A 13,303-nucleotide genomic window follows, 5' to 3' on the forward strand; every position below is an offset into this window, starting at 1 on the left:
CTAACTATCTCCCTGCCACATTCAAACTCGGCTAATCAATCGAATTATATGCCATCCTGCCATCATATGCTAGGCCTTCGCGAGGCCGATTTCGGTATAATGAGAACATAAAAACGGAGGGGGGAGGTGTGGTCCGATTGGTCAATCTGTTGATCTTGATGCTGGAGCGAGTCGGATTGCTCCTGATCGTCGTGTTTTTGCTGTCCAGACTGAGTTCCTTCCGTCAGATCATTCATAATGAGCACGGTTTGCGAGAGAAGCTAATGTTAATTGCCATATTCGGGGCCTTCGGGGTGATCAGCAACTATACGGGCATCGAAATCGGCAACGGTTCTATTTCCTCCCATGTGTGGCAGCTCGATGTGAACTATGACAGCGCCCTCGCCAATACGCGAGTGCTGGGCGTAGCGCTTGGCGGATTGCTCGGGGGCCCGCTGGTCGGTGCCGGGGTCGGCTTGATCGCCGGCTTGCATCGGATTACGCTGGGCGGCTTTACTGCGGTGGCTTGCGGGATCTCCACGATATTCGCCGGGATTGTAACCGGCTGGATCGGCAAGCGGTTCCGCAAAAACGAGAAAAAAGCCCCGTGGCAGGCGGTAGCGATCGGGATCGTGATGGAGTGCATTCAGATGGGGATCATCCTACTGGCCGCCAAACCGTTCGAATCCGCCCTGGCGCTCGTCCAGATTATCGCGATCCCCATGATCGTGATCAACGGGTTCGGGACGCTCTTGTTCATGCTGATCATTCAGTCGATCGTGCAGGACAAGGAGCGCGCGCGGGCTTTGCAAACGCACAAGGCGCTCTATATCGCCGATCAAACGCTTCCTTTTTTCCGCCAAGGCCTGAATGTCCATTCCTGCCGGGAAGTTGCGGGAATCATCTTGAGATTGACGAATGCCGACGCGATCTCCATTACCGACCGGCATCAAGTATTGGCTCACGTCGGGGCCGGCGCCGATCATCATATTCCGATGCAGAGCTTGTCTACCGAATTGACGAAGCAAGTCCTGGAGCAGGGACGGATATTGACCGCCAAGGCGAAGGAACAGATTCAATGTTTTCACCCAAACTGTCCGCTGCAGGCCGCCATCGTGCTGCCGCTCCAAGTGCATAGCAAAACGGTAGGGACGTTGAAGCTGTATTTTACGAATCCGAATCAAATGGATCAGGTGGAACAGGAGCTCGCGGAAGGACTAGGCAACCTCTTCTCTACGCAGCTGGAATTGGCCGAAGCCGAGCTCCAAAGCAAGCTGTTGAAGGACGCCGAGATCAAAGCGCTGCAGGCGCAAGTTCACCCACATTTCTTGTTCAACGCGATCAACACGATCTCCGTCCTGTGCCGGACCGATTCGGAAAAGGCGAGAGAACTGCTGCTGCAACTGAGCGTGTTTTTCCGCAGCAACCTGCAAGGGGCGCGTCAGACGCTCATTCCACTGGAGAAGGAGCTGGAGCATGTAGAAGCGTATTTATCGCTCGAGCAGGCCCGGTTTCCCGATAAATATACGGTCCGCTTGGCGATCGAGCCGACGGTCGAGAAGGTGTTGATTCCGCCGTTCACCCTGCAGCCTTTAGTGGAGAATGCCGTACGTCACGCCTTCGCGAAAATGCAGGCCAAACGCAAAGGACATGTCACGATCCACGGGTATAAGGAAAAGGACGATGTCATATTAAGCATTGAAGATAATGGGAAAGGGATCCCGACCGATTTGCTTGACATCCTCGGAAAGCATACCGTACATTCATCGGAAGGGACCGGGACGGCGCTGTATAATATCCGCAAGCGAATCGAGGAAATCTATGGGGGAGAAGCCGTCTTCACGATCGATAGCGAGCGGAACAGCGGCACCCGGGTCGTCATTCGGGTTCCTTACAGCGAGAATAGGTGGGGAGATCAGCATGTTGAAGGCGTTTATAGTAGATGATGAACCGCTTGCCAGAGAGGAATTGACCTATATTCTTCGGCGCAATAAACATGTCGAAGTAGTCGGGGAAGCCGAATGCCTGGAAACGGCGCTGGAAGGGATCGATCGGGAACAGCCGGATGTCGTGTTTCTGGACATTCAACTGGCGGAAGATAACGGGCTGGACTTGGCCCGGCGGTTGTCCGAGCTCGACCATCGGCCCGAAATCGTATTCGCGACCGCGTACGACGAATATGCGCTGAAGGCGTTCGAGTTAAACGCGATCGACTATATTCTTAAACCGTTCGACGAAGGCCGCATCCGGAAAACGGTAGAAAAGCTCATCAAGCTTGCCTCGGTTCGGGACTCCGGTCCAACCGCATCGCCTTACAAAAAGCCGTCTACACCGGATCGGACCGAAAAACTGGCCATTGTCGTAGAAGACCGTATTTTATTGGTGAGTCTAAGCAAAATAATCTATATCGGGTCGGTGGAAGGGAAAACGGTAGTAGCCATGGACGATCAGCAGTATAAGGTGAGCGATCCGCTTGTTGCCTTTGAACAAAAGCTGCAGAACACGTCGATCGTTCGCGTGCATCGGGCGTTTCTCGTCAACCTGGAAGCGATTGTGGAGATCCAGCCTTGGTTTCACTCGACTTATACGCTTATTATGAAGGACGGGTCCAAGGTGCCGGTGAGCCGAACCTATATGAAAGAGCTGAAGCAATTCATCGGATTTTGAAGAAGCTTATCGAGGATCCGCATGCCATGCATTTCAGTCCCCGGATCTTGTTATTCACTCCCTAACCTCTGCATTCTGTCCTGAAAACGAAAGGATGAATGTTTCATGAAGTAAGATGAGGACATATAGAGATTAGGGAGGGCTACAAGATGAATGCGATTACAATAGTGATAGGATCGATCTGTATTCTGATGATCGCCTACCGGTTGTACGGCACATTTATTACGGCCAGGGTGTTAAAACTGAACGAATCCACACCGACGCCGGCTCATGCATTGAACGATGGAAAAGATTACGTTCCCACGAATAAGTGGGTCACGTTCGGCCATCACTTCGCGGCCATTGCCGCCGCAGGTCCGCTCGTCGGTCCGATTCTGGCCGCGCAATTCGGGTACTTGCCCGGTCTCTTGTGGCTGCTGATCGGAGCCGTTATCGGGGGTGCGGTCCACGACGCCGTGGTCCTGTTCGCCTCCATGCGCAAAAACGGCAAGTCGTTGTCGGAAGTAGCCAAAGACGAGCTGGGTCCGGTCGCCGGGTTCTGTACCGGGCTCGCCATGCTGTTCATCATTACGATCACGATGGCGGGACTGTCGATGGTCGTGATCCATGCGCTCGAGAACAACCCTTGGGGGACGTTCGCCGTAGGCATTACGATCCCGATTGCGATGGGAGTCGGCCTTTTCTATAAGAAAACCGGCAATCTCAAATTAGCTTCAACGATCGGCTTCGTGCTGCTGATGATCGGGGTGTTCATCGGTCCTTCCATTCAGGATACCGCACTTGGAGACTGGTTGACGTTCGATGCGAAGACATTGGCTCTTATTTTGCCCGGTTACGCCTTCTTCGCTTCCGCGCTGCCCGTCTGGCTGCTGCTCGCCCCGCGCGACTACTTGAGCAGCTTCATGAAGATTGGGGTGTTCATCGCTCTTATCATCGGCGTGTTTATTATTAATCCCGGCATTCAATTCCCGGCCTTCACGCAGTTCGTGGGCGGCGGCGGTCCGGTTATTGCCGGTCCCGTCTGGCCGTTCATCTCCATTACGATCGCTTGCGGGGCCATCTCCGGCTTCCATGCGTTCGTAGGGTCCGGTACGACGCCCAAAATGATCAATCGCTGGAGCGACATTAAGGTGGTAGGCTTTGGGGCGATGCTCGTCGAATGCGTCGTCGGGATTATGGCCTTGATCGCGGCTACCGCGCTGCAGCCGGGCGATTATTTCGCCATCAACTCCAATCCGGCCGTGTTCGAAAAGTTGGGGATGAGCGTCTCCCAATTGCCGCAGCTGAGCCAAGAAATCGGGCTGAGTCTCGAAGGCCGTACAGGCGGTGCGGTTACGCTCGCGGTAGGCATGACATATATTTTCACCAAAATTCCTTGGTTCAGCCATCTGGCGCCGTATTTCTTCCAGTTCGTCATTATGTTCGAAGCGGTGTTCATCTTAACCGCCATCGATGCCGGAACCCGGACGGCCCGCTACCTCATCCAGGATTTCTTCGGGGAAGTGTACAAACCGCTCAAGCAAGTGGATTGGGTACCCGGTACGATCTTCGCCAGCGCGCTTGCGTGCGTCATGTGGGGCTACCTGCTCTATTCCGGCGATATTAGCTCGGTGTGGGCGCTGTTCGGGGTGTCCAACCAGCTCATGGCATCGATCGGACTGATCGTCGGAGCGACGGTGATCTTGCATATTGCCGATAAACGCTGGTACATGTTGACCTGTCTCATTCCGTTAGCCTACCTGTTCGTCACGGTGAACTATGCTGGATACTGGATGGTGAAGAATGTGTACCTGAATTCGAGCGCGACCGGCTACAATGTGCTGAATGGCGTCTTGTCCATTATCATGCTGGTGCTCGGCGTGATCATTCTCGTTACCGCGATCAAGAAATGGATCAGCGTTCTGAACTCTCCGCAAGGGAAATTAAAGCCCATATCGGCATAAAACAAAAAGGTACAGTTTCTCAACAATTTTGAGAGGCTGTACCTGTTTTACTTTAATAAGAAACGGCGAGTCAAAATAACTAAAACCAAACTCGACCCTTGCCGCGCGTTCATGCCCCTTAGAAAATAAGGGGTATGGGGGTGAGGGTATGAGGACGGCTTACGCAAAACCAATAATAGCCCTAAAGGATGTTGAACGGGTGGTTAGAGAAAATACGGGGCTTGATGTGACGGACATTATCCCGATGGAAGGCGGCAATTTGAGCCGTGTTTTTTCGTTCCGGCAGGCGGGGAAAGGGTTCGTCATTAAGTTCAGCGACCTGGACGGGGCCTATGCGACGGAACGGTTCATAGCGGATCTGTTGTCCGGCCAAGGCATCCCGTTTCCCCGGTGTATCGGCCAAGGGAAAGCGGGGTCCCTGTATTATTCGATCTCGGAACGAGTGGCCGGAGGCAATTTGATCCAATGCTCCGCCGAGGAGAAACGACGTCAGCTTCCGGAGCTGATGCGGCTCTTGACGCGAATGAACCATGTGGAGATAGGCGATTCCAGCGGATATGGATGGATCCGGTCCGATGGAGAGGGCACCTATCCAACCTGGAGAGACTATATCCTCGACTTTTTCTCGGAGCACCAGAAGGGGACCTTTTGGGAGGGCTGGTATGACTTGTTCGAGACCACCTGTCTGGAACGGGACGTGTTCGACGAATGCTATGCTCGCCTGATCGCTTACTGTCCCTACAATGAACCGCACCGGCACTTCATCCATGGAGACTTCCACCCGTGGAACATTATATCGGACGGTCGGCGTATCACGGGGATCATCGACGGGAACTTCGCCTACGGCGATTTTCTGGTCGACTTAGTAACCTTGAGAGGTACCTTGGGTGAGCTCGATGTGGTGCAGGCTTATCGGAATTATCAAGAGCAGGCTGGGATTGAAATCCCGAATTTCGAGGAGCGGTTGCTTGGCGCGCAGTATTTCAAGGGCTTGGATGCCCTCCGGTTTTATGCGAAGATGGGATGGACAGATGCCTACCGGCAATTGCGGACTATTTTGCTAGAGCTGAGTGAATAAGACCAACGCCCTTGGCGTCTCTTAACGGAGATCCAAGGGCGTTTGTGTTGTTATTCGGCGCTGAGCACGATATGGCACACGGTCAACTCAGGAATCGTATACGTAAACGAGTTGCCGCTGATTCCCGTAACCGGCTCGCGTTCCGTAATCTGATCCGAGTTCGCATCGAACGCCCAGACGCGCGCGGACTTGTAAGCTTTCGGTCCGGCGACGTTCAGCACGGCGTTCATGTCGAATTGATGATTCTTGTTCATCACGATCAAGTGAAGCTTGCCGTCGTCGGCTTCATAGACGGACCCGTAGACGGAGCTGTTCTCGATGTCATTCGTTTCGGCTTTCACTTTCGTATCCCCGTATTTCGAGCCGGCGCCATCGTAGTTCGTATAGAGCTTGAAGGCGGACGAAATATAGGTGGAGGCCGTTACGCCGCCGGTCATTCGCCAGAAGTAAGCGTCGTTCAAGCCGTACTTGCCGAAGATGCCGAGCGCGTCCGCTTGAGCGATGCCTCCATAGACATTGTTCTCCCCACCGAAATTGTACTCCGTAATAGCGAGCTTCGTCCCGGGATAATACGTTTCGATCGACTGCTGCAGCCTAGGAATCAAGGGGAAGAACTCGCCGTAAAAATCGAACAGCCAGTTATTCTCCTCGGAATAGCTCGGATCCCACAGCTGTCGGGGGGCCTGCACGCGTGCAAGGTTTGTCTCCAGGTTGTCATTGGAGCGATAGTCCTGAATCCGGTAGCCGCCGGCCGTTGTCTCCGGATACCAGTGGATATCCAGCGTATCGAGCAGCCGCTGTCCGCCGTTTTTCTCTGCCTCCGCCCGGAATCCGTCCAAGTAGTAGTCGAGGTACCATGCATAGTTGCCCTTCAGCGCATTCCAGTCCGGGGCTCCCCGCATGTTGTACAATCCGTCGAAGCCGAATGTCACCGGGCCGTAAATTTTTGCGAACGGGTCGACTTGCTTGACCGCTTTCGCCAGCGCGATGCCTTTCGTCAACACTTCTTCCGCACCAGTGAGCTGGGGATGCATGTATTCATGCGTTTTGTGCCAAATCTCCGGCTCGTTATCCAGTTCGTAGGCGCGAATTCCTGTAGAGGTAGAGGCGTTGCCGAACTTACCCACCATCGCATGGACGAGCTCATCCATATAGACGGCACCGTCGTTCACATTAGGGATCGTCTCGAAGGGAGCTCCCTTCTCCGGGTTGACCTGCACCCACTTGGCCGAAGGGGCGGTCTCGCTCTTGGTTACATACCCGTCCGTATCCTTGGCCGCCACGTACCCTGCAGTCTGCAGGGTAACGAGCGAATAGGCATCGCCTGCGAGCGACTTCTGATGAAATCCGGTTACCCCGATCCCAGGTTTCGACGAGGTTTCCTCGCCCCACGGGACTCCGCCGTAGTAATGGGCGACGTAGGAATCGCTGTGGAAGCCTTCGTCGTCGCCGGAATTGGACGCGTTGTTCTCCCAGTTGTAAGTCGTCAGCCGATTGCCGCCCATCCGGCGTGCGGTCCAGCCTTCGGTTCCGGTCAAGTCGTCGTTCGTCCCATAAATGTAAGGGCTGATAGGCGCGCGCTCCGCTGTAGGGTCGACGCTGATCTGCACGTCGAACGGACCGTTCGGCGTCTTCGTCGTGTTTTGAGTCAGCAGCGCGCTCCATTCACCGAGCGTGGTCCCTTCCTTGGCCCGCACCCGATACGTATGCAGCGAGCCGGGCGTTAATCCGTTATGCACGAAAGACTTACTCGTTCCGTTGTCCAGTAATTGGCCGTCCGCCTCGATATCGTACCCTGTGATGACCGCATCCGGCGCTTCCCATGTGAGCGTGATGGAGGTGTCCGTTTTGCGCGACTTGATGCTTGTAGGAGCTGGAATGTATTGAAGGCCTGTCGTTTTCACTGAAATCGGAGGGCTCCATACACTCTCTTGGGTGCCGGATTTCGTTTTTACCTTGTAAGTGTGCCGGGTTCCGGATTTCAACCACTCGTGAACGAGAGCCGTTCCTGAGCTGACTTCGTAAGCCTTGCCGTCGGCAAGAACGGTATAGCCGGTCGCGCCGTTCACCGGCTCCCAAGTGAGGGCCACTGCGGTATCGGTTGGCGCCGCGGTTATGTTGGACGGGAATGCAGGTTGATCGAGCAATTCCGGTTCGATGCCCCAGACGAGCGTGTCGGCCCAGTATCCGGTGATGCTCTGTGATTCCGCCAGCTCGGCCGAGCCGTTGTAGGAATAATCGTTCGTCTGATTGAAGCTGGACCAATCCGTTTTGTTCATCCAAGTATAAATCTGGACGAAGGCGCCCGCCGCGAGTGTACCGGAGTGGTCTCCGAATCCGAATTCCGCATAGTAGTCGGCTGTGGAGGCGGGAATCGGCATTTTCACGATCCGCACGCTCGTCTCGGCCGCGGAGCTCCAGAATCCGACCGACAGGGGAACATCTTCTCCGTCCAGCGTGAAATAATACCGCAGCTTCAGCTTGTTAAGGTTAAGCGGCTGACCGCTCTTGTTCGTGATCATGAAGTTAGGTCCCAGCATCTGGGTCGTGCTGCTCGAGCCGGTCTGAACTTTGAGGCTCACGATCGAGGCGGGAATCGTAGGGTCTGGAAGCGTCCTCGTCGTTACGATGGGGCTCCACGCACCCAAGGCTGAGTCTTGCTTCGCCCGAACTCGATAGCTGTGCGGCGTGTCCGGCTGAAGCCCCGTATGTTCGTACGACGCGTATGTTACCGCGGTAACGGTACCGTCGGCTTCGACCTCATACCCGGAAGCATTCGTGACCGGGTTCCATGTGAGGGCTACGGAGCGCATGGCCGGCACGGCGGTTAATCCGGTCGGAGCCGGAATCGGCGTCGTGGAGCCTCCGGACACCTGAAGGCGAGTCGCACCGGCGAACCATTCATTGATCTCCGGGTTCCATCCGGCACCGAATACGCCGAGGCTGACGATATACGTGCCGGCCGGTAACGACGCTGGGACTTCCCATACGATTGGAACGGTTGTAGGTACGTTCGCCGTCACTTTGATGTTGTCTTTTACAACTTGAGCGACACGCGCAAAGGAAGCATCGAAAATTTCCATGTCCACCATGATGGACTTCGTTTCAGAAGCGTTGACGGTCACCTGGACCGTGGTGCTCGATCCGGGAGCGACCGTCCCTCCCGATGTGGCGGTCACGGAGATGGCGGTTTTCGCTTCAGCGGTTGGAAGCTCAGGGACGAGCTGAATTCCGCTTAACAGCAGCAGCCAGGCGGTCACGATCACCAACAGGCGTTTCAGGGATGTGTTGCGTAAAAGATTCATAAACAATCATTCCACTCCTATCGATTTCTCTCTGATTTCTGGGAGGGCCCGATCCCACGAAAGCCATCTTACCACTTTTTTCAAATAAATAATGTTACGTATATTACATTTTTATAAGAAATTTTATTTTTTTGGATGCATATTGGGGAATGTTATTACATATCTTCCTTTACATTTACGTAATTACGTACTATAATAATTAGGTAATAACGTAATATCATAATGCGTAAAGGTTGGTGGTGACCATGACCCGTGATTTGGGGAGCGAGATCGATGCGCTCAAGCAGCAGATGGCAGACCTTCAGCAGCTCGTACAGCAATTCGTATTGGAGCGTAAAAAGGCGGGAGCAAATAGCCTCCCGGAGACCGCTACGATTCCTGCAGGCAGTTCAACTGAGCAAGACCCAAGCGCCGTGTTCTACTCCGGCCATGTTCAATTGAACGGGCAAGCCATTCGCTGGCAGCCTCAAGAGCGACGGATGGAGCTTTTGCTCGGCATGAACAGCGAGAAGGCGGCCAAGGTGCTGGCGGCGCTCGGGCATAAGCAGCGTCTCGATATTCTGAAGGCGGTGATGAGCGAATCGCTGACCGGCGCCGAGCTGGTAGAGCGGCTCAGTATGGGTACAACGGGGCAGCTGTACCACCATCTCAAGGCACTGATCGGGGCGGACCTGCTTGTACAGGAGCCCGGGGGACGCTATGCGCTGCCGGCGCATCGCAATTTACCTTTCCTGCTGCTGCTGGCGGCGGTGAATGATTTGCTCGATACGACCACCTATATGGAAATGCTCGAGACACGCAACAACGCCGGAGTGTACTTCGGCGGTACTTCCCAAGCTTACGATGCGCATCAGCTCCTGTGGGCCGTGTTGGAGAATTCGATTCTGGAGCATAAAGCCGGGTACGGGGACCGGGTCGGCATTTTCCTGCATGAGGATGGCAGTGTGACCGTGGCGGACAACGGGCGCAGCATTCCGGTTCAAGCGTTGCCGAACTCGAATGTTCCGGCGGTGCAATCGATTCTAACCGATATTCACCGGTTCAGCGGCATGACGCATTTCCAGGTGCCTGGCGCGGAGAAAGGGATCAGCATCGCCGTCGTGAACGCCCTCTCGCAGAAGCTGTCGGTCGAGATACGCCGGGACGGCAAAGTGCATCGCCAGGACTATCTCCACGGCATCCCGCAATCCCGCCTGATGACGGTGGGCCTCACTGGCGAGACTGGGACCAGTGTAACGTTCAAGCCGGAGCCCGATCTGTTCGGCGTCGGATTCGACCGCGGTCAGATCGAAGCCGCTTTGGCCCAATTGGACGCCGCTTATCCGGGTCTTGCTTTTCAGCTCATTGACGGCTAAAATCACAGTAGCGGAAGCACCGCCATACGCAAGCTTAGGAATCCTAAGCTGCTGCGTTTGGCCGGTGCTTTTTGTTTCGCATTAAACTTTTTAAGGGAGGTCATGCATGGCTATTGATCACGATCGGTTGTTCAAAGAACTCATCCAAACGTTTTTTCACGAATTTATGGAAGTGTTTTTTGCCGAGGTTCATGAAAGTATCGATTTCAATCCGCTTACGTTTTTGTCGGAGGAGCTGTTCACGGATCTGGTCGCTGGAGAGCGGCGCAGGGTCGATTTGCTGGCGGAGACGAAGCTGCGCGGCGAGGAAGTGCTCATTATCGTTCACGTGGAGCCGCAATCGTACTTTCAGAAGGATTTTGCGGAGCGCATGTTTATTTACTCCAGTCGCCTATTTGAAAAATACCGACGCCGCATTTTGCCGATTGCCGTATTCAGCCATAAAGAAGCCCGGATCGAGCCGGATTCGTTTGGTTGGGGCTTTGCTTTCTTGGAAGTGCTGAAGTATCGGTTTTTCACACTTGAACTTCAAAAGTGCAATTGGAGACAATATGTAAGGCGGGATAACCCAGTAGCTGCTGCACTTCTAAGCATGATGGGATATACTGAGGATGAGAAGGTTCAGGTGAAGCTGGAGTTTTTGCGCATGCTTGTGCGGATGGAACTGGATCCGGCCCGCATGCATTTGATCACGGGATTTTTCGATACGTATCTGAAATTGAACGATAGAGAGAAGCTGATGCTAAAGGAGGAAATCCGAATGCTGGACCGTCAGGAAGAAAGCTTGTTGGCCAAGCTGCAAACCCAGTGGGAAATCGATGCCAAGATCGAAGGCAAGCTCGAAGGAAAACTCGAAGAAGCGCGCAAGTTTATTAACAAGTATCTGCAGGCTCAGTTCGGGGAAAAACGCGCTGATATGGACAACAAGATAGCAAACTTAAATGATCTCGAGCAGTTGGAGCAACTCGCTGATCGGTTGTTCCGCGTGTCGCGGCTGGAGGAAGCGCAGCAACTGGTGAATGAGGCTTGCAGGAAAGGCTGATTAAGCAATAGGGAGGGAACCTGGTTCCATTATTTTAGGTAAAACCTTGATAGGGGAAGGTAAGAAGAACGTCATTCCCTTAAACTCTGAAAACCCGCACTTATTGACCGATTCCCCCGGTAATAGCGGAATCACGTTCCCTTAAGGTAGCTATTCCTTTATTATCGAGGGAAATAGTGGAACCTCGTTCCATATCAACCAACGACCTCTGGAGGGATCGGCTTCAGAGGTTTTTTGATTTTAGATTTTGCCGCCGAAAAACCAAACTCTATCCATGGATTAGCCGGTTTCGGTTGCCTATAATGAAGGCATGCAAGAGTAGAAGCAAAATGGGAGAGCGAGGGGTTGCGAAAAGATGAGAGTGGATGCACATCAGCACTACTGGAAGGTGGAGCGGGGGGATTACGGGTGGCTGACGCCATGGACCGGCTTGCTGTATGCGGACTATATGCCGGAGCAGCTGAAGGATACGCTCGCCGTTTATGGCTTCCGGCACACGATCGTCGTCCAGGCTGCCCCTACCGTCGAGGAGACCGAGTTCATGCTCGACCTGTACGATCAGCATGAATCGATCATCGGTGTCGTCGGGTGGCTCGAGCTGGATGCGCCGGCCGAGCAGTTCGCTGAGACCTACGCCCGTCTGCGCCGGCACGAAGGCTTCGTCGGCTTCCGGCCGATGCTGCAGGATCTCCCGGATCCGTGGATCCTCCGGCCCCAGGTGATGCGCAATCTCGAGCGGATCGTCCGGGACGGGTTCCCGCTCGATCTGCAGCTGAGGCCCCGACACCTTCCATACATGCTGGAGGTGATGGAGACGTACCCGACGCTGACGGCGGTCATCGACCATGCGGCCAAGCCCTTCATCGCGGAAGGTGTCCTCGATCCATGGCGAGAGCATTTGGCCGCGATGGCCGAGTATCCAAACGTCATGTGCAAGCTGTCCGGCCTCGTGACGGAGGCGGACCAAGCGGCGTGGCGCTGGCAGGAGCTCGCCCCTTATGTCCGCCACGTCGTCAGCGTCTTCGGCCCGGACCGGATTATGTACGGGAGCGATTGGCCGGTCTGCTTGACCACCTGCAGCTATGGGGATGTACATGACGCCTTGGTGAAGGCGCTGCCGCCCGAGCTGCCGCCGGAGGCGCATGACGCTTTGTTCGGCGGCAATGCAATACGCTTCTACAAGCCTACTCGCGTAGAATCGTATCCGTCGTAATATAGGCGACCCCCGCTTCAAGGAACGGACGTGCGATCTCCTTGTCGTTGACCGTCCAGATCGAGACGTCCACCCCGGCGGCCGCACAAGTCCGGATGTCCTCAAGCGTCGTCGACCTGTGGTCATAGTCGAGGAAGGCCGGCCGGAGCTGCTCGACCAGCTCAAGATCGGAGGGCGCAGGCGGCTTGGCCGACAGGTAGCCGAGCGGGATGTCGCGATGGAGGGAGCGCACCTTCTTCAGATCGTCGGCGTTGAAACAGATGAAGCTCGTCTGGCCGGTCATGCCGCATCGTTCGACTAACGCTACGAGCTCTTCCAGATCGGCGTCGCAGTGGTATTCCTCGATCTCGACGAAGGCATGCATGCCATAGGAATGGCAGACGGCCAACACTTCTTCCAGCGTCGGAATACGCGTGCCGGGATGCGATGCGATCCCATGCCCCGAAACGATATTCAAGCTGCGGATCGCCTCGAACGTAAACGATTTTGTCCGGCCTGTTCCGTCCGTCATGCGGTCGACCGTCCGGTCGTGATGCACGATCCAACGACCATCGGTCGTGCAGTATGTATCGCATTCGATACCCCAGAAGCCCTCTCGTCCGGCGAGCTCGAAGGCGGGGAGCGTGTTCTCCGGCGCATGCAAGCTGAGTCCCCGGTGGGCGACATATTTCACAGCGTTCATTTGTTAGTTCGACTCCTTCCCAATTAGTCAGCCGGGGCC

At 54.9% G+C, this 13,303-nt stretch carries 9 protein-coding genes; 7 read left to right on the forward strand and 2 right to left on the reverse strand.

Annotated features, from left to right (window positions below; genetic code table 11):
- Positions 1-137: 137 nt before the first annotated feature.
- The 4 genes from ACI5FR_RS10730 (at position 138) to ACI5FR_RS10745 (ending at position 5,667) form a co-directional block, all read left to right on the forward strand.
- A complete protein-coding gene (locus ACI5FR_RS10730; RefSeq protein ID WP_405454227.1) occupies positions 138-1,925 on the forward strand; it encodes a LytS/YhcK type 5TM receptor domain-containing protein in 1,788 nt (595 codons plus the stop codon).
- Complete coding sequence (locus tag ACI5FR_RS10735) at positions 1,900-2,646, forward strand: LytR/AlgR family response regulator transcription factor (RefSeq protein WP_405454229.1); 747 nt, start codon at positions 1,900-1,902, stop codon at positions 2,644-2,646. Before ACI5FR_RS10730 ends, ACI5FR_RS10735 begins: the two co-directional genes overlap by 26 nt.
- Before the next feature lie 149 nt (positions 2,647-2,795).
- The gene (cstA, locus tag ACI5FR_RS10740) at positions 2,796-4,589 is read left to right on the forward strand and encodes a carbon starvation protein CstA (protein ID WP_405454231.1); all 1,794 of its coding nucleotides are present in this window, start codon (positions 2,796-2,798) and stop codon (positions 4,587-4,589) included.
- A 199-nt stretch (positions 4,590-4,788) separates the two neighbouring features.
- Positions 4,789-5,667 (forward strand): phosphotransferase family protein, encoded by an 879-nt coding sequence (locus ACI5FR_RS10745; protein WP_405454233.1) that lies wholly within the window; start codon positions 4,789-4,791, stop codon positions 5,665-5,667.
- Positions 5,668-5,717: 50 nt separating this feature from the next.
- On the opposite strand, the gene ACI5FR_RS10750 is transcribed toward ACI5FR_RS10745, so the two are convergent.
- The gene (locus tag ACI5FR_RS10750) at positions 5,718-8,972 is read right to left on the reverse strand and encodes a glycoside hydrolase family 44 protein (protein WP_405454235.1); all 3,255 of its coding nucleotides are present in this window, start codon (positions 8,970-8,972) and stop codon (positions 5,718-5,720) included.
- Positions 8,973-9,217: 245 nt separating this feature from the next.
- Here ACI5FR_RS10750 and ACI5FR_RS10755 point away from each other — a divergent pair, with 245 nt between their 5' ends.
- The 3 genes from ACI5FR_RS10755 (at position 9,218) to ACI5FR_RS10765 (ending at position 12,582) form a co-directional block, all read left to right on the forward strand.
- The gene (locus tag ACI5FR_RS10755) at positions 9,218-10,327 is read left to right on the forward strand and encodes an ATP-binding protein (RefSeq protein WP_405454237.1); all 1,110 of its coding nucleotides are present in this window, start codon (positions 9,218-9,220) and stop codon (positions 10,325-10,327) included.
- A gap of 106 nt (positions 10,328-10,433) precedes the next feature.
- Positions 10,434-11,369, forward strand: a complete 936-nt coding sequence (locus ACI5FR_RS10760) for an RpnC/YadD family protein (protein WP_405454239.1) — start codon at positions 10,434-10,436, stop codon at positions 11,367-11,369.
- Between the two features lie 355 nt (positions 11,370-11,724).
- Complete coding sequence (locus ACI5FR_RS10765) at positions 11,725-12,582, forward strand: amidohydrolase family protein (protein ID WP_405454241.1); 858 nt, start codon at positions 11,725-11,727, stop codon at positions 12,580-12,582.
- On the opposite strand, the gene ACI5FR_RS10770 is transcribed toward ACI5FR_RS10765, so the two are convergent.
- Positions 12,554-13,264 (reverse strand): glycerophosphodiester phosphodiesterase family protein, encoded by a 711-nt coding sequence (locus ACI5FR_RS10770; protein WP_405454243.1) that lies wholly within the window; start codon positions 13,262-13,264, stop codon positions 12,554-12,556. The two genes, ACI5FR_RS10765 and ACI5FR_RS10770, sit on opposite strands and share 29 nt — an antisense overlap.
- Between the last annotated feature and the right edge of the window lie 39 nt (positions 13,265-13,303).

It is taken from the genome of Paenibacillus sp. HJGM_3, assembly GCF_045062745.1.
Classification (GTDB): domain Bacteria; phylum Bacillota; class Bacilli; order Paenibacillales; family NBRC-103111; genus Paenibacillus_AA.